Annotated in this window: 15 protein-coding genes; 7 read left to right on the plus strand and 8 right to left on the minus strand. The window is 69.0% G+C overall.

Annotated elements, in window-relative coordinates; genetic code table 11:
• Positions 1 to 31: 31 nt before the first annotated feature.
• Complete coding sequence (locus BIV23_RS38310) at positions 32 to 1,084, plus strand: aldo/keto reductase (RefSeq protein WP_071385611.1); 1,053 nt, start codon at positions 32 to 34, stop codon at positions 1,082 to 1,084.
• 650 nt (positions 1,085 to 1,734) lie between these two features.
• Here BIV23_RS38310 and BIV23_RS38315 read toward each other — a convergent pair.
• Together BIV23_RS38315 and BIV23_RS38320 are read right to left on the minus strand one after the other, a co-directional pair.
• On the minus strand, positions 1,735 to 2,148 hold the full coding sequence (locus BIV23_RS38315) for a hypothetical protein (RefSeq protein WP_079173666.1): 414 nt from the start codon (positions 2,146 to 2,148) through the stop codon (positions 1,735 to 1,737).
• 299 nt (positions 2,149 to 2,447) lie between these two features.
• On the minus strand, positions 2,448 to 2,843 hold the full coding sequence (locus BIV23_RS38320; protein WP_071385612.1) for a nuclear transport factor 2 family protein: 396 nt from the start codon (positions 2,841 to 2,843) through the stop codon (positions 2,448 to 2,450).
• A gap of 564 nt (positions 2,844 to 3,407) precedes the next feature.
• On the opposite strand from BIV23_RS38320, the gene BIV23_RS38325 reads away from it, so the two are divergent.
• Both BIV23_RS38325 and BIV23_RS38330 read left to right on the plus strand, forming a co-directional pair.
• Positions 3,408 to 3,716, plus strand: a complete 309-nt coding sequence (locus BIV23_RS38325) for a hypothetical protein (RefSeq protein WP_071385613.1) — start codon at positions 3,408 to 3,410, stop codon at positions 3,714 to 3,716.
• Positions 3,717 to 3,870: 154 nt separating this feature from the next.
• A complete protein-coding gene (locus BIV23_RS38330; RefSeq protein ID WP_425443569.1) occupies positions 3,871 to 4,953 on the plus strand; it encodes a LacI family DNA-binding transcriptional regulator in 1,083 nt (360 codons plus the stop codon).
• Here BIV23_RS38330 and BIV23_RS38335 read toward each other — a convergent pair.
• The 4 genes from BIV23_RS38335 to BIV23_RS38350 are packed head-to-tail and all read right to left on the minus strand — an operon-like array spanning position 4,916 to position 9,528.
• Positions 4,916 to 6,307 (minus strand): glycoside hydrolase family 32 protein, encoded by a 1,392-nt coding sequence (locus BIV23_RS38335; RefSeq protein WP_071385614.1) that lies wholly within the window; start codon positions 6,305 to 6,307, stop codon positions 4,916 to 4,918. The genes BIV23_RS38330 and BIV23_RS38335 overlap by 38 nt on opposite strands.
• Positions 6,304 to 7,158 (minus strand): carbohydrate ABC transporter permease, encoded by an 855-nt coding sequence (locus BIV23_RS38340; protein WP_071385615.1) that lies wholly within the window; start codon positions 7,156 to 7,158, stop codon positions 6,304 to 6,306. Before BIV23_RS38340 ends, BIV23_RS38335 begins: the two co-directional genes overlap by 4 nt.
• Positions 7,159 to 7,171: 13 nt before the next feature.
• Entirely contained in the window at positions 7,172 to 8,122 is a 951-nt protein-coding gene (locus tag BIV23_RS38345; protein ID WP_071385616.1) for a carbohydrate ABC transporter permease, read from the minus strand.
• Positions 8,119 to 9,528 (minus strand): extracellular solute-binding protein, encoded by a 1,410-nt coding sequence (locus BIV23_RS38350; protein ID WP_071385617.1) that lies wholly within the window; start codon positions 9,526 to 9,528, stop codon positions 8,119 to 8,121. The genes BIV23_RS38345 and BIV23_RS38350 overlap by 4 nt, the downstream gene beginning before the upstream one ends.
• A 214-nt stretch (positions 9,529 to 9,742) precedes the next feature.
• On the opposite strand from BIV23_RS38350, the gene BIV23_RS38355 reads away from it, so the two are divergent.
• Positions 9,743 to 11,326 carry a glycoside hydrolase family 32 protein gene (locus tag BIV23_RS38355; protein ID WP_071385618.1) on the plus strand — a complete coding sequence of 528 codons (1,584 nt, stop codon included), beginning with the start codon at positions 9,743 to 9,745 and terminating at the stop codon, positions 11,324 to 11,326.
• A gap of 315 nt (positions 11,327 to 11,641) precedes the next feature.
• On the plus strand, positions 11,642 to 11,773 hold the full coding sequence (locus BIV23_RS49935; protein ID WP_143079201.1) for a polyprenyl synthetase family protein: 132 nt from the start codon (positions 11,642 to 11,644) through the stop codon (positions 11,771 to 11,773).
• 664 nt (positions 11,774 to 12,437) lie between these two features.
• On the opposite strand, the gene BIV23_RS38360 is transcribed toward BIV23_RS49935, so the two are convergent.
• Positions 12,438 to 13,595, minus strand: coding sequence for an oxygenase MpaB family protein (locus tag BIV23_RS38360; RefSeq protein ID WP_245790843.1), 1,158 nt, complete (start codon positions 13,593 to 13,595; stop codon positions 12,438 to 12,440).
• Positions 13,596 to 14,543: 948 nt separating this feature from the next.
• Between BIV23_RS38360 and BIV23_RS51260 the strand changes: the two genes are divergently transcribed.
• Positions 14,544 to 14,900 carry an AMP-binding protein gene (locus BIV23_RS51260; protein ID WP_218161910.1) on the plus strand — a complete coding sequence of 119 codons (357 nt, stop codon included), beginning with the start codon at positions 14,544 to 14,546 and terminating at the stop codon, positions 14,898 to 14,900.
• Entirely contained in the window at positions 14,831 to 15,253 is a 423-nt protein-coding gene (locus BIV23_RS51265) for an AMP-binding enzyme (RefSeq protein ID WP_071385619.1), read from the plus strand. The genes BIV23_RS51260 and BIV23_RS51265 overlap by 70 nt, the downstream gene beginning before the upstream one ends.
• 220 nt (positions 15,254 to 15,473) lie before the next feature.
• On the opposite strand, the gene BIV23_RS38370 is transcribed toward BIV23_RS51265, so the two are convergent.
• On the minus strand, positions 15,474 to 16,919 hold the full coding sequence (locus BIV23_RS38370; protein WP_071385650.1) for an APC family permease: 1,446 nt from the start codon (positions 16,917 to 16,919) through the stop codon (positions 15,474 to 15,476).
• Between the last annotated feature and the right edge of the window lie 19 nt (positions 16,920 to 16,938).

The following is a 16,938-nucleotide window of genomic DNA, read 5'->3' on the forward strand; positions in this document are numbered from 1 at the left end:
GGAACCGCTTACTCAAGGATTAGGAACAGTCATGGAATACAGGCGACTGGGCGCATCCGGCCTCAAAGTCCCCGCACTGAGCTTCGGCGCCGGCACCTTCGGCGGCCAAGGACCGCTGTTCGGTGCCTGGGGCAACACCGATGCGCAGGAGGCCCGCCGTCTCGTGGACATCTGCCTCGACGCCGGGATCACGATGTTCGACACCGCCGACGTCTATTCCAACGGAGCCTCCGAGGAGGTGCTGGGCGCAGCGATCAAAGGCCGCAGGGACGAGGTGATCGTGTCCACGAAGACGAGCCTGCCGATGGGTGACGGTCCAGGCGATGCGGGCTCCTCTCGTTCGCGCCTGATCACCGCGTGCGAGGACGCCCTGCGCCGGCTCGGCACCGACTACATCGACCTGTTCCAACTGCACGCCTTTGACGCCGGCACGCCGATCGAGGAAGTCCTGTCCACACTCGACGGCCTCGTACGAGCAGGGAAGGTCCGCTACGTCGGCATCTCCAACTTCTCCGGCTGGCAGGCGATGAAGTCCCTCGCGAGCTCGGAGAGATACGGCCACCCGCGCTATGTCGCACATCAGGTCTACTACTCCCTCATCGGCCGCGACTACGAATGGGAGCTGATGCCCCTCGGGCTCGATCAGGGCCTCGGAGCCCTCGTCTGGAGCCCGCTGGGCTGGGGACGCCTCACCGGAAAAATACGCCGAGGCCAGCCGCTACCGGCCAACAGTCGACTGCACCACACTGCGGACTACGGCCCACCGGTCGAGGACGAACACCTCTACCGCGTGCTCGACGCCCTCGACGAGATCGCGCTGGAGACCGGCAAAAGCATTCCGCAGATCGCCATCAACTGGCTGCTGCAGCGACCGACCGTCTCCTCCGTCATCATCGGCGCCCGCGACGAGAACCAGCTTCGCCAGAACCTCGGTGCCGTCGGCTGGACTCTCACGCCCGACCAGATGGCGAAACTCGATGCGGCCAGCGACAGGACAGCGCCCTACCCGTACTTCCCTTACCAGCGCCAGGAAGGCTTCGCCCGCCTCAACCCGCCAGTTGTCGCGAGTCCGCCCGCTGCATGACATTGGCGTCAAGTAGCAGGAATCACCCTGCCGGCCCGAGCGCATGTTCATGTTCTCGCGTGCGCCGTGTGGGCGGCGCACCGCGCGCGGCCCGTGCCTCAACTGTGCCGGGTGCATGCCGCGTCGTCGGAGACCGACCGGGCGGGGAGCAGGCGTTGACCGTCTGCCTGGACGGTGAGGTGGAACGTGGCAAGGACCGCCGTGGGTGGCTGCAACCCGCAGGGGAACGTACATGACTGACATTCAGGCGATCGTTGCCGCACCGACTCTGTGGTGCCCTGTTCCGACGACGCGGCGGCACCTGCGGTGCGGGATTTCGGTGAGAGCAGTGTGGGCTGGATGGCGTCGTTCCTGGGCGGCGATCAAGTGTCGGGTCACAAGCTCGCCGCATCGACACTCCCGAATACACCAACTACACCGCGCGGCCGGGCCGCCTGATGTGTCAGGTGCAATGGGCCCTGGACGGCCTGGACATCCCCGGCACGGTGGGGGGGCGTAATGCCGCGCTCGCTCGCGGAGCTGCGCGAGCGCCTGGCCGGCATGGCCTCGGCCGCGCAGTTCGGCCGGTGAATCGCGATCACCCGGAATGACTGCGGCGGCGCTGGGCGCGTACAACGTCTTCTCAGCCACATCTCCTGTGGCTGAGCGTTTCAGATGGTGGCTGAGCGCCTCAGGTGACGGGTTGGTTCGCCGGAGGCCAGCCACCGCCAGCGTCGACGCTCCGTGACGAGGGTGATGACGGCCGTCAGGGTCACGAGGCCCGCCGCCCACGCAGGCCAGGCGAGCCACGAGGAAGCCACGGCTGCGGCGAGTTGGAGCAGCACCAGAAGGATCGTGACCCAGCCCGGTACTGCGATGATCACGTTCGCTTTGTCTCCCGGCGTGGAGAAGCACGTGGGAAGGCCGATCAGGAGCACCACGGAGAGGGCGGCGAGCAGCCACGACTGGTCGGCCAGCGCCCAGGGAGTCGCCACCCAGGCGACGACTTCCACCGCGAAGCGCACAACGGACGCGGTGCGGTCGTCGGGTCGTGCCGAAATCGTTTCCCCAGCAGCGTCGGTCACCTGCGGACGATCTCACGAACCATGCCCAACGGCCAAGAGCCTGGGCGCCGTTGTCCGGCCCGCAGGCTTCCTCCCGTGCCCAAAGCCACACCTGAACACGGCGCCGCCGACCAGTGGCGGCGATCGAAGCGAGCATGGCGTGGTTCGGCAATTGTCACGCCGCAGATCCCGACCGCGTCCTGGACGCCGTCCTGCGCTCAGCTGGTCCGCGGACGCAGATGGCCGAGCCGGGACCGCCGGTTCTGCCAGAACATCGAGGACGCTCACCCCTGGCGGGCTCACATGCCGGCGCGACGAGCTCAGGGCGCGGTGAAGAAGGAGCTCATGCCGTCGACGTCCGACAGGTAGCTGTCGATGGCGGTGATGCGCTCGTGGCGCATGGTCAGCACGGTTGCGAGGTACTCGTCGAGCCTGCGGCCGTCGGGGGAGGTTGCCGTGTTGTGGAGGGAGAGAGCGACGCCGTGGGCCCCGACGAGTACGCGCAGCAACTCGGTACGCAGCCCCTGGTCCGCGATCTGTCGTGCCCGGGCTACCGCCGCGCCGGCGCCGTGGATGGTGCCGGAGATGGTGCCCTCTCCCGGCATGGTCCACGTGATGTCATCGGCCAGCAGAGCACGCAGTGTCTCCCACTCCCGCGCTTGGAATGCCGTGAGGAAGCGTTCGGCGATCGTGCGGGCAGCGCTGTTTGTGGACATGAGTCTCCTGTCTCCTCACTGACTGTCGTCGATCTCCACCGAGACTAGGCGGTTCGCCCCGGGCACATGATCCGGCAACCTGGTGCTCTCAGCACCTGGCAGTGCTGGGGTGGGCTCAGGGCAGCGGACCTCCAACCCCGTACGTCACCGCCGACGCCGAAGGCGATCCCGTCCGGCGTTCCCTGCCGAACCTGCCTTCTCACGTAACTGCGACCAGAGCCTTGGCGGGCCCCGCCTGCGCTTTCCCGGCTCGCTGTGTCGCCGACGAACTGGGGCGGCAGGCCGAGGGCGAGCGCGGCTCGGGACGCTTGAAGCGGTGGCCGGTACGCAGGAACAGCTCCTCGAGTGCATCGTTCGAGATTCCGACTGCACGCTCGTCGATCATGCCGGAGGCTGCCCGCGGCGAGCGGCGCGCTCGTGCTGTTCCAGCAATCCCGTGAAGGCGCATCCGTTGGGGTGAGGTGGATGCGGTCAGTCCGGGACCCCGGGGGAACTGGCCCATACGGTATGGGCACAGAACATCCCTGAAACGACGTGGGAGAAGCCATGAGAACGCTCGGTCGTATGCTGCGTGTGGCCTTGGCGGCCGGCGCCGCTCTCACCCTGTCTTTGGGACTGCCCGTCGTCGCCCAGGCCGCCGCCACGGGCGACTTCATCTACGCGAACCTGAACGGGGAACAATCCACGCTCCGCGGCCCGGAAGACGGCGTGTGTTATCCGCTGGACAGTGGTACGCACACAGTGGTCAACCATACGGACAGGAGAGCCACCGTCTTCCCGGAGCACGGCTGCGTCGGAACTGCGGTCACGGTGCCGAGCGGTTCGGCTGTGAACGGCGCCTCCTTCGTTGTGCAAAGCGTTCGCTTTGGCTGAGCCGGTCATTTCAACTGGCTCAGGGGCCACCAGCCCAGGCATGTGAGAACGAGAGCGTCTATGGGGCGCTCCACGAGCCGTCTCGTCGCGACGGCTCAGACAGCGAAAGCGCGTGGCGCGGATAGGGTGGACGGTGATCGACAGGGACGGCTGAGTGAGGGCGGCGGACGGCGTGGGCGGTGCCGAAGACAGCAGGAGCACGGGCACCGGGCGCCCCACGTCACGGGACGTCGCCCGGCTCGCCGGCGTGTCGCACACCGCGGTGTCCTTCGTGTTCAACGGCCGGGCCGAGGGCAATCTCTCGCCCGCCACCCAGGAACGCATCCGGCAGGCCGCCGTTCAGCTGGGCTACCGTCCCGATCCCGTCGCCCGCGGGCTACGCCGTCGCCGTACGGCCGTGATCGGGCTGGTCACCGACGAGATCGCGTCCTCACCGTTCGCCGGCCGGCTGCTGCGCGGCGCCATGGAGACCGCCTGGGCCAGTGACCATCTTGTCCTCACCGTCGACTCCGGCGGCGACCGGGCCAAGGAGGACGCGGCCGTCGCGGAACTCCTCGACCGACGGGTGGACGGCATCATCTACGCGGCCATGTCGCTGCGCCGGGTCCGGGTCCCCGAGGGACTGCACCGCACGCACTCCGTGCTCGCCAACTGCCTGCCCGAGGGCGGCTCGCTGCCCGCGGTCGTCCCCGCCGAACGCGCCGGTGGCCGTAGCGCGGCCCGGCTGCTGCTCGGCGCGGGCCACCGTCGGCTCGCCATGATCGGCGGCCAGGACGACATCGCCTCGGTCGAACGTACCCGCGGTTTCCGGGACGCGCTGCGCGCCGAGGGCGTCGCCGTGCCCGAGAAGTGGATCGTGCGCGGCGGCGGGGAGATCTCCGCGGGATATGCGGGGGCGCTGCGCCTGCTCGAAGGGGTTGAGCCGGGCCGCCGCCCCACCGGTGTCCTGTGCTACAACGACCGGGTGGCGGCGGGTGTCCTGCACGCCGCCACCCGGCTCGGGATCGATGTGCCCGCTGATCTGTCGGTGGTCGGGTACGACGACCAGGAGCACATGGCCGCGTTCCTCACCCCGCCTCTCACGTCGGTTGCGTTGCCGCACCGGGCGATGGGCGAGGCGGCGGCTCGGCTGCTCCTGGATGCCATCGACACCGGCCGTACGCCGCCCGCGGCCGTCCGGCGCCTGGCCTGCCCTCTGGTCAGCCGCGCCTCTGTGGGTCCAGCGCCCACCCGGTGACCCTCGCATCCGGCCCGGTGACCACCAGTTCGGCGATGTCGTCGGGGTGCCGGTAGACGCGCTCGGTGACCATCGTGCGTTCTGCGACGAAGAGTTCGAGGAGCGAGCCGTCGACGAGCAGCCGGAGTGCGAGGTACGGCCCCTTCGGTACCTGCATGGTGATGGGTGCGGAGCCCTCCCGGCCGGTGCGGGGCCAGGCGCTGCGGTCGAGGATGACGGTTCCCGCGGCGGGGTCCGCCCGGACGGTCAGTTCCCGGCCTGACACGTCCCGGAGCAGGCTCACCGTGGTCGGTTCGCATGCGGTGAGCGTCAGGTCGTACGTCTGTGGAAGCGGAACCCGGCCCGGCGCGGTGACGAACGGCTCGGCGGCGCGCAGAAGGTCGAGTTCCGGGGCCGGACGGACGCGCAGTGAACCGTCAGGGTGCAGGTCGACGACGCGTGGCGCGGTGAGCACTCCCGCCCATCCGGCCCGGTCCACCTCCTCGCGCGGACGGGCCTCCCACGACCAGCCCCACAGCAGTGCGCGCTCCGGTTCCTGGAGCACGGCGGGGGCGTAGAAGTCACGCCCCTGGTCGAGCCGGCCGCCGGCGCGCGTCACGAAGACCAACCTCCCCTGGCCATCCGTTTGCAGATGGCCCGTCAGATATCCGGTCGAGCAGGGATCTCCGTCCCACAAGGACACCAGAAGCACGTGGTCGCCGCCGGCCGTCCTGTACAACTGCGGGCATTCCCAGCCCACCGCCTTGTCGCCGAACGCGCAGGCGGCCACCGGATCCCTGCCGTCCAGGAGCACACCAGCGAAGCGCCAGTCGGTCAGGTCGTCGCAGTCGTAGAGCAGGATCGAGGGCGTGCCGTCGGCGTGCCCGGCCCCGACGAGGGCCCAGCGCCTGTCCGCGCTGCGGAAGACGAACGGGTCGCGGAACATCACCACGTCCAGTCCCGGCGGCGGCCCCGTCAGTACGGGCGCCGGCAGCGGCTTCCACTCGGTCAGCCGCTCGTCGTCCGGGTCCGCCGCTCGGGCCAGGCAGATGGTGCCGATACCGGCGTGGTCACGGTCGACTCCCGTGTAGACGGTGGTCGGTGTGCCGGCGTCGTCGACCACGCATCCCGACCAGCAGCCGGCCTCGTCCGAGCCACCGGGCGTCGGCGCGAGGGCGATGGGATGGTGTTCCCAGTGGACGAGGTCGCGGCTGGAGGCGTGGCCCCAGTGGATGTCGGCGTGGACCGGGGCATGCGGGTTGCACTGGTAGAAGAGGTGGTGGCGGCTGCGCCAACGGAACGGGCCGTTGGGGTCGTTGATCCAGCCCGTTGGCGGACGGACCCGGAAGAGGGGTGTGTGGGGGTCGTGGCTCACCGGTTGACTCCTGCCGAGGTGATGCCCTCGCGCAGAGGGCGCTGGCCGACGACGAACACGGCGACGGCGGGGAGCATCGACAGCACGACCCCGGCCAGGACCACCGAGATCGACCCGGTGCCGAGGTTGCCCTGCAGGGAGACCAGGCCCAGCGGAAGGGTGTAGTTCTGGCTGGAGGTCTCCAGGATCAGCGGGCGGAAGAACTCGTTCCAGTGGTAGTTGAAGGCCAGCACGCCGACGATCGCCAGGCCGGGTGCGGCCAGCGGTGCGTACACGGAGCGGAAGATGCGCCAGGGTCCCGCACCGTCCAGCATGGCCGCCTCGCCCAGGTCCTTGGGCATGCCGAGGAAGTACTGGCGCATCAGGAAGGTGCCGAAGGCGGTCGGGAAGGCCGGGATGATCAGGCCGAGGAGCGTGTCGGTGAGGCCCATCGACTTCAGCACCAGGAAGACCGGCACGATGGTGACCTGCAACGGCACCATCATGGTCGCCAGGACCAGGCCGAACAGCGGCTTCTTGAGACGGAACTCCAGGCGCGCGAAGGCGTATCCGGCCAGGCCCGCCGTGATCATCTGGCCGGCTGCGATCAGCGCCGTCACCAGCGTGGAGTTCAGGGCGAGCAGCCACACGTCGATCTGCTGGAAGACCCCGTGGTAGGCGGTGGTCGTCGGGTGCGTCGGGATGATCTGCGGGGGCAGGTCGAAGGACTGGGCCGGAGTGCGCAGGGAGGTGGAGACGGTCCAGATGACCGGGCCGAGTGTGAGCAGGGCGCACACGGTCAGTCCGGCGACCCGGGCCCAGGGGGCGAGCGAGTACCGTACGCGGTTCAGGGTCAGGGTTGCTTGGCTCATGCGGCTCACCGGCTCACTGGTAGTGGACGAAACGCCGGCTGAGCCGGAACTGGAGGGCGGTGACCGCCATGATCAGCACGAAGAGCAGCACGCCCACCGCGGACGCCTCACCGAAGTCGAGCTGCTCGAAGGCCCGCTCGTAGATCACCATCACCACGGTGCGGGTGGCGTCGCCGGGCCCGCCGTCGGTGAGGACGTACGGCTGCTCGAAGACCTGCAGGGCATTGATGATGCCGACCACCGACGCGACGAGCAGGGTCGGCGACAACAGCGGCAGGGTGATGCCGAGGTGCTTGCGCAGGCCGGACGCGCCGTCGAGGGCGGCGGCCTCGTGGATCTCCTTGGGGATGTTGTTCAGACCGCCGACGAACAGCAGGAAGGAGAACCCGAACTGCTGCCAGACGTAGACCAGGATCACCGTGGCCATGGCCGCGTGCTCCGAGGTCAGCCAGGGCACGGGCGCGACGCCGACCAGGCCGATCAGCCAGTTCACCACCCCGAAGTCCTGGTTGAACAGGTACTTCATCACCACCGAGATCGACGCGGCGGACAGCACCAGCGGAAAGAAGAACGCCGAACGGAACACCGACCGCAGCCACACCGGCATCCGCCCGTTCAGCGCGAGCGCCAGCGCCAGCGCGATCAGCAGCTGCAGCGCGACCGCGAGGACCATGAAGACGAGCGTGTTGCGGAAGGAGACCAGGACGGTGGAATCCGTGAATGTCGTGCGGTAGTTGGCGCCGCCGGCGAAACGGGGCGGGTCGATCACGTTCCAGTGGAACAGGCTCAGCACGATGGACCCGATGATCGGTACGACCGTGAAGACGACGATGCCGACGACCGTGGGCGCCAGGAACAGAGCGGCCAGCAGCCGGGCGCCACGGTCGCGGACGGAGGGCCGCACGGCCACGGCGGGTGGCATGGCGGGCCGTGGACGTACGGCCGGGACCTGGGTGTTCGTCATACCTCACGCTCCATGGCCTTCTCCAGGTCGGCCTGCATGCGGCGCAGCGCGGGACGCACCGCGCGTGGCGAGGCCAGCGCGGTGCCGGTGTACTTGAGCAGGACGTCGGTCACCTCGGCGACCTGCGGCGGCGCGGGGATCGGGCCGGTGTCGGGAAACCGGTCGAGGGTGTCGTAGAAGACCTGCCAGTGCGCCGGGCCGCTTGCGGCATAACGGGCGGCGTTCAGCATCGAGCGGCGGGCCGGGGTGGTCTGGTTGCTGCGGAACAGCCGGGTCATCGTGTCCTTGCGGGCGGCGTACTTGATGAACTCCCAGCCCGCTTCCTGTTTCTTCGAGGTGCGCAGCAGCGCGTAGCCCGCCGCGCCGAACTGGTGGCGCTGGGTGCGCCAGCGCGGGAAGTACTGCACGTCGTAGTCGGCCGCTTTCATGCCGGCCTGTTGCAGGCCGCCGGCCCAGAAGCCGCCCGCCGGCGTGACGCCGACGCGGCCGGTGGAGAACACGCCGACCAGGTTGGTGCCGTTGCCGCCCTCGGGCCGCGTGCACAGGTTCTCCTGGATGAGGGAGGCGAGATAGTCGTACGCCTCTTCGACCCGGTCGGCGGTGGCTTGCGGGGTCGTCCAGCGAAAGCCTCCGCCGCGTCCCTGCCGGGCGGCGGCCGGGTAGAAGGTGTCCCACAGCCATGCGCCGCCGGGCGCCTTGGACTCCTTCAGCAGGTTCGTGCCGCCTGCGAAGAGCCAGGGCACGACGCCGCCCCAGAGCCGGTTGGTCCAGAAGTACGGCGTGAAGTGCGCGTCGCTGGCACGCTTCATCTCCCGCAGCAGCGCGGTGAAGTCGTCGCGGCTCCAGTCGGCCGGCGGGAAACCCGAGCCCGCCCGCTTCAGCACCTGCTTGTTGAGATAGATGTCGGCGGCGTTGAACTCCACCGGCAGCTGGTAGAGGCTTCCCTCGTACATCATCGACTCCACCAGCGAGGGGTGGACGTCGGCGAAGTACTCGCGCAGCTGAGCCGCGTCCCGCCGCACCCAGCGGTCCAGCGGAACGCCGAGCCGATGGGCGAACAGCTGCACGCCCTCGGTCGCGACGTAGACCAGGTCGGGCGCGGTGCCCGCGGCGATCTGGGTGAGGATCTTCGCGAAGAAGTCCGACCAGTCGACGGCCTGCACCGCGTTCACCCGCAGCGGGATGTCGGGGTGGAGACGGTGGAAGCCCTCGGTGAGGGCGCTGATGGCGGCCGGGTCGAAGGCGGAGCCGAGAGTGGCGACGACGAGGGAGCCGTCGTCACGGCCGGGGATGTCGGCTCCGGTGAGCCGGTCCCAGCTCGCGGCGGTAGCGGCCAGGGCGGATGCCCCCGCCCCGTACGCGCCGTACCGCAGCAGCGTGCGGCGGGGGAGGTGCGAGTCGGTCATCGAACGGGCCTAACTCGTATTAGATCAGGGTTGATGCCCAGATGATGTGAACCGGGCCACAGGCCTGTCAAGAGGTCGGGAACGCTTGACCTTTAACGAGTTAGGTCTACAGTCCACGTTCACAAGAGCCGCTTTTTTCACGCCACTTGCGGTGGGAGCCGCACTCGCGTGCGTCACGGGCCCTCATGGGCCGTCATGAGAGGAACGATGCGTCATGCCCGGAACCTCGGGGATTTCCCGGAGAGCGTTGTTCGCCAGTTCAGCCGCGGGCACCGCCGCCGCGCTGCTGTCCACCGGACCGGCCACGGCCGCCCCGAAGCCCAGGGTTCCGACCAAGGCCACGGCGAAGACCGCGGCGAGCGGCGCGAGTTACCGCTCCGCCTACCACTTCACCGTCCCCGACCAGTGGAAGAACGACCCGCAGCGCCCCATCTGGATCGACGGCGAATACCACTACTACTACCTCTACAACGCCGACTACTTCACCGGCGTCGTCGGCACCGCCTGGCGCCTGGCCACCACCAAGGACCTGGTCGCCTTCACCGACCGCGGGGTCGCCGTGCCCAAGAACACCACACCCAACGGCAACCTCTGGTCGGGTTCGGCGGTCGTCGACGCCGGCAACACGGCCGGCTTCGGCGCGGGTGCGGTCGTCGTCATCGTCACCATGTCCCCCGGCGGCGGCACCGACCACCAGGAGCAGTTCCTGTACTACTCGACCGACGGCGGCCGCACCTTCACCAACTACGGGACCGACCCCGTCCTGCCCAACCCGGGCGTCGCCGACTTCCGCGACCCCAAGGTGATCCGCGACGAGGACCGGGGCCGCTGGGTGATGGCCCTCGCCGAGAACGACAAGATCGGCTTCTACCACTCCGACGACCTCAAGTCCTGGACGTACGCGAATGGTTTCGTCCACGACGGCATCGGCGTCCTGGAGTGCCCCGACCTGTTCCGCATCACCGCCGACGACGGCACCGTCAAGTGGGTGCTCGGCGCGAGCGCCAACGGCAAGAGCTCGGGGCTGCCCAACACGTACGCCTACTGGACGGGTTCCTTCGACGGCAGCGCGTTCACCGCCGACACGAGTGCCCCGCAGTGGCTCGACCACGGCTGGGACTGGTACGCCGCCGTCACCTTCGAGAAGCGGGACGCGAGTGGCGCGGTGGACCAGGGCGCCCGTTATGCGATCGGCTGGGTGAACGACTGGGACTACGCCAACACCACCCCCACCATCGACTGCGACGGCTTCAACGGCACCGACTCCGTCGTCCGCGAGGTCACCTTGAAGAAGGCATCCGACGGCACCTACTACCTTGCCTCCCAGCCCGTCGCGGGCCTCGACTCGTACGTCTCCCGCACCGTGAACCTGGGCGACGTGGCCGTGGACGGCACGAAGCTGCTCGACTACACCGGCATCTCCTACGAGGTGACGACCGAGATCACCTGGACCCAACTCACCGGCGCTGGACTCCAGTTGCGACGCTCGCCGGACGGCGGTCGCCACATCGACGCCGGAGTCTACGACAACTACGCCTTCCTCAACCGCCGGAACACGGTGAACGCCGACACTTCCGGCAAGTGGCAGGAGAGTCACACCCCGTTCGACCCCTCCACCGGCACGGTGAAACTGCGCATCCTGGTGGACCGTACGTCGGTGGAGATGTTCGTCGACGACGGCCGCCACGTGCACACCAGCCAGGTATTCCCGTACCTGCTGGACACACGGCTCGCGCTGTTCACGATCGGTGGCAGTGCGGTGTTCCGCAACACGGTGATACGCGAGTTCTCGGTGTGACGTCGTGCAGGGGCGCGTCCGCAGTTGAGGCGCCTCCCGGAGTATGAACACGGGGGCCGGCCGAGGGACCCAATGCGCACCCTTCGGCGCCTTGTACCGGGCGAGGGACGGCTTCCAGGAGTTCGCGCTGCTCACCATCGGGCCCTGGCACACGGAGTGTTGGCGCTGCCGGTACGGCGCCGGTGGGCGGCGCGGGCGGCTTCCAGGCCAGCGGTCTTCTGGTCGGGCATGGCCGTTTCAATGATCCTTACGGCCGGCGGTCGTGACGCCGGTGGTCGTGCGCGTCCTCACCCCCCGGCTGATCGGTTCCCGATCGTGGACGACCTCGAGGACGCTGCACCCCGGCGACGGGGCCGGCCCACCGCCCACACGGTTCACGGCCTGCCCGCCGCCCTGAACGCCGTCACCAACGCCTCCTTCACCCTCGACCGTGCCCTGCGCCGCTGAGTCCTGGACGAGCCACTGCTGCGGGGGAAGGTGTACGAGGTCTCCCTGCAGGCACTGCGCGCCGCTCACACCGGCCAGGCCTTGGACCGCGGCGGAGATCGGATGGGGTAGCGGTTTCTCATTCCTTGATCGTTCGTTGAGCCGGTCGTGGTTGCTCGCGATGGTGATGCGGAGCCCCGTGCAGCCTTGCTCGGGGTGTACTGGTACCGGCCCGGCTCCTGCGGTCTCAACTGTGCCGCAGGGTGCGAAGACCGGCCCAGGCAGCCTGCGTCTTTCACCGCACGCATGGTCATAGTCGGCATCTCCGCGATCACGGTGATCACCGCGGTGGTGTCCGGCCTCTCCCGGTGAACATCCGTGAGCTGCCCAGGAAAACCGTGAGGCGGTGCCGGCGCGCCACGGTCGGCCGGTACGGCGAAAGACGGCGGAGCGGTGACCGCTGAACGGGCGCGGCGGCGGGCGCGGCCACGTTGTTCGCAGCGGACCGCTGGGATGGGCGGGCATTGCTGGGAGCGTGCTGCTCAGGCTGGGTGAGGGCTGCTGCGGCACAGGGTGCGAGGAGGCCGGTTCAGGTGTCGGGCTCTGCGGGCTCTGCGGCCGCTGTCCGGCACCGTGCCCGCCGCGCTTGCGGCGCAGGGGGGGGCACGGCGCCGACCGCCGGTGGTCAGCGGTTGTCGTGGAGTTCCTGGTGCATCTGGGGCTGGTCGTCCTTGTCGTGTTTGAGGGCGTATTCCTCGACCTTGTTGAACGCCTTCGAAGCCTGGCCCAGGATCGCGTCGTAGGGGTTGGTTCCGGTGGCCTTCTCGGCGGTGCCGCCGAAGAGACCGCCGAAGGTGTTGCTGACGACGCTGTGGCCGGCGGCGGCGACCTTGGCGCCGGTGTCAAGGGCGGCGTTCCGTGGGATGCCGGCCATGTCGGCGTAACGGTCGCCCAGCGCGGTGCGGACCATCGCGATGAACGGGTCGTAGGCCGGCGGGGGCACCATCTCCCGCTTGTAGAACTTCAGGGCCTGCGCGGTCATGAACGTGCCGTCGTCGGACTCCCGCCACTCCTTCTCGCGCTCGATCCGCCAGATCCGGTCGACCAGGTCGACGTCCTTGGGCATCACCCACTGCTCCGGCGTGCCGAGGTAGTGGTTGATGTAGTGCCAGGCACACATGAAACCGTGGCGGTCGGCGTCGGAGACGTGCACGCCGAGGTTCTGCAGCGCCTCGAGGACCTGGACACTGAAGACGCAGATGGCGCCGGCGGTGTACTTCTGCGAAACCGGCTCGCCCCACTTGGCATAGTCCCACTCGCCGCTCTTCTTGTGCAGCTGCCTCACGGAGGCGTGGACCAGGCGCACCTTGGTCACGGTCGCCTTCAGGGTGCCGTTGCGCAGCGCGCCCCTGTCGCCCATGCCGATGAACAGGCGGGAGGACTGTGACAGGCGTCGTCCCGGTCCGTCCACCCCGCCCAGGCGCCCGGTGGAGCGCAGGGTGAAGGCGCCGGTGGGGGACAGGTACGTACCGATCAGGCCGACCGTGCCCTGGAGCATGGACGCCTCGCCGTGGTGGTCGAAGAAGCCCTCGGCGGCCCTGACGTCAGCCTCGCTCCAGCCGGGCGGGTCGGCGGCCGCCTCCTTGAGGAAGTTCGCCAGCCTCGGGGGCAGGTCGGAGAGGTCCTGTCCCGGTTGCAGGGTTGCGATTTTGCGGAACAGGCCGTTGACTCCGTCGACCTCCTGGTGATCGATCAGATCGGACACGAGCGTGTCGGCGGGCGGGTCGCCGGCGTGGTTGGCGGCTTCCATCTCGGCTTCGACGTTTTCGACTGTCATGGCCATGGGCGTGTCTCCGTTCTTTCGACGACGGGCGGGCGGGGCAAGGGCAACCGGTGCCTGCCCCCAATGACGTGGCCAGGGCAGGCACGTCGGCAGACCAACGGGGTGCACCAAGATCCCCAACTCCTGTCCTCCCCCACGGCGACGCTCAGGTGCGTACGCACGGACGGCGCGCGGAAGCACTCGGCATGCGTCACCCTGCTCCAAGATCACCTGTTTGGTCCGGGGCGCGCTGGCGCGGACGGGGTGGCGCCGCGACGATCCGCGGGGGGCACGCGATGTCAGGCAGCGCTGATCCGGCGGATGTCCCCCGCGGCCGAGGGCACATCGGCGCTTTCCTGTCGGCGTATTCGTCACTGTGCCTGCTGGTGCCGGGCGAGAAGGCCGTCCGGCCCGGCAGGCGTGAGAGTGCCGGGCCACACAAAGGCTGTGCGGCCCGGCACGAGCGCCTGTCGCGTGGCGGCGGGGGGTGTCAGGGCTGGTCGAGGGTCCACGTGGTCAGTGCGGAGGTGCTGGGGGTGTCGAGGATGACGACCTCGTTGGGCAGGGGCTGGCCGCGACTGCTGCGACCGTGTCATGCGCGAGAGCTCACAGAGATCAGGCCGCGTCACCCGCTTGCTGGCACGGGCGTGGCGATCGGCTCCGCCTCAGCGGCAGCCATGACAACCTCCTTCGCTCAGCGCGACCCTCTCAGTGTGACCGGGCGGCGCCGAACGAATCCCCCGTCGAGGCCGGCGCGGTGACAGGCGGGTGAACGATGCCATAGACGCACGTCAGGCGATTGATTGCCCCGGGGGCAGGGGTGTCCGAACAACTCCTCGGCGGGGCACCATCGTCTTCGAAGGTGAACGCACGGTGCTGCTCAAGCGGGAGACCCACCACCCCAGGGAGACACGATGACCCGCCCCATCCGCCTGCGCCGCTCTGAACTCGCCGTGCAGCGAAGCCCCCATGCTCATCACCGCGCTCACCGCGGCCTGGCACATGGTCGACGGCCGGCCCGCCCCCGACGAACGCCTGGCCAGCGTCGGCCGGCCGACGAAGGTCTCCACCGTCGCCACCCTCGGCGACGACGAACTCCCGCTGCCTCAGGGCGAGATCGGCGAGATCTGCGTACGCGGCGACTTCACCATGGTTGCCTACGACAAAGACCCCCAGGTCACCGCCGACGCCGCACGCAACGGCTGGCACGCACCGGAGAAGTCGGCTGCTTCGACATCGAGGGCTACCTGCATCTCGTGGACCGCAAGAAGTACCTCATCATCACCGGCGGCTTCAACGTCTACCCCGCCGAGGTCGAACGGGTGATCTCAGAGCTGCCCGGGGTGGCGAATGCGGCCGTCATCGGAACTCCGGACGAGCACTGGGGTGAGGCCGTCACGGCCGTCGTCGTGCCCAAACCCGGCGAGACCGTTGCCGCCACCGCGGAGGCATTCGGGCCTCACCTGGCCATGACTCATGTGCAGGAGTATGCCGGGGAGTTGACAGACCCCGCGCGTGTGCGGCACACGCGCGGGGTCTGTCACCACGGCTTGTCGTTCCCGTCTGCCGTTGGCAGGTCCAGGCAGCGGGCGGCGTCGTGCAGGGTGCCCGGGGACACTGGCGCAGCAGCCCCGACGGCCGACCGGGTTCAACGGGCGGATCCCGTCGTGCACGCCTGAGGAGATGAGTGTGACGTCCACCGACTTGAGTGAGATCTGGAACATCGCCGCGATGTTCCCTCACGTTCGTCGACCAGCGCGGTCACCGCCCGCGTCCATATTGCTTCCTGCGCCGACGGCGACAGGTGCCGTGCGTCCCCCGCCGGTTCGCTGACGCGGCGATCTACGCATCAGAGCCCAACCGTTTCGGACCGATGAGGTGCGCTCTGGTGACCTCCTGTCAGGTAGAGGTCTTCACCGGAGCCTCCGAGCCGTCGGCTGTCTCCAGCCGCGAGTTGCGGCGGCTGTAGAGCAGATAGACGACCAGCGCCAGCGCCAGCCACCCGCCGAACAGGAGGTATGTCTCCAGCGGCAGTTCGTAGAGGAGGTAGCCGCAGGCGATGACGGACAGACTCGGCACTACCGGGTAGCCCGGCACTCGGAATCCCCGCTCGAGTTCCGGAGCCGTATGCCGCAGGATCAGCACACCGAGCGAGACCACCGCGAAGGCCACCAGGGTCCCCATGCTGGTGAGGTCGGCGAGCATGTCCAGGGGGAAGACTGCTGCCAGCAGGGCTACGAAGCCGCCGGTCAGCAGGGTGGTGAACACCGGGGTTCCGGAGCGCGGGCTCACTCGCCGGAAGGCGCTGGGCAGCATTCCGTCCCGGCCCATCGTGTAGAGGATGCGGCTCTGCCCGTACAGGACGACCAAGGTGACGCTGATGATGGACAGCACTGCGCCCGCGGAGAGCAGGACCGCGGGCCAGCCGGCCCCGGTGATGTCGCCGAGGATCGTCGAGAGGCCCGCCTCCTGCCCCTTGAATGCCGTCCACGGCTGGGCGCCCACACCCACCAGGCCGACCAGCAGATAGATGGTGGCGACCACGACCAGTGCCCCGACGATGGCCAGCGGCAAGGTGCGTTGCGGGTTGCGGACCTCTTCGCCCGCGGTGGACACGGCGTCCAGGCCGATGAAGGAGAAGAAGACGGTGGAGGCGGCGCTGCTGATCCCGGCGATGCCCATGGGTGCGAACGGGTGCAGGTTCCCGGCGTGGAAGGCGGTGGCGCCGATGACCACGAACAGCACCAGCACCCCCAGTTTGACCAGCACCATCACCGTGTTGACCGCGGCCGACTCCTTGGTGCCGCGTACCAGCAGCAGAGAGCACAGGGCGACCAGCACGACGCCGGGCAGGTTGACGTAACCGCCCGCGCCCGGCGGCGCCGCGATCGCCGTCGGCATCTGGAAACCGAAGAGCCGCTCGGTCAGGTCGTTCAGGTACTGCCCCCAGCTCACCGCGATCGCTGCGCCCGAGACCGCGTACTCCAGCAGCAGGCACCAGCCCACGGCCCAGGCGGCGAACTCGCCCAGCGTGGCGTAGGCGTAGGAGTACGAGGAGCCGGAGACGGGCACCGCCGAGGCCAGTTCGGCGTAGCAGAGTGCGGTGAGGGCGGCGACCACCGCCGCGAGCACGAACGAGACGATCACTGCGGGGCCGGCCTCCGGCACCGCCGAGTCCAGCACGAAGAAGATCCCAGTGCCGATGGTCGCACCGATGCCGATCATCGTGAGCTGGAAGGGACCGACGGTACGGCGCAGCCCGCCGTCTCCGTCCGATTCCGCGGTGAAGGCGTGCAGGGGCTTGCGCCGGAGCAGCTGCCGGCGCAGCGTCGAGGGTTGGGACACCGGGACCTCTTTCGTGGTG

The organism is Streptomyces monashensis (genome assembly GCF_001866665.1).
Classification (GTDB): Bacteria; Actinomycetota; Actinomycetes; order Streptomycetales; family Streptomycetaceae; genus Streptomyces; species Streptomyces monashensis.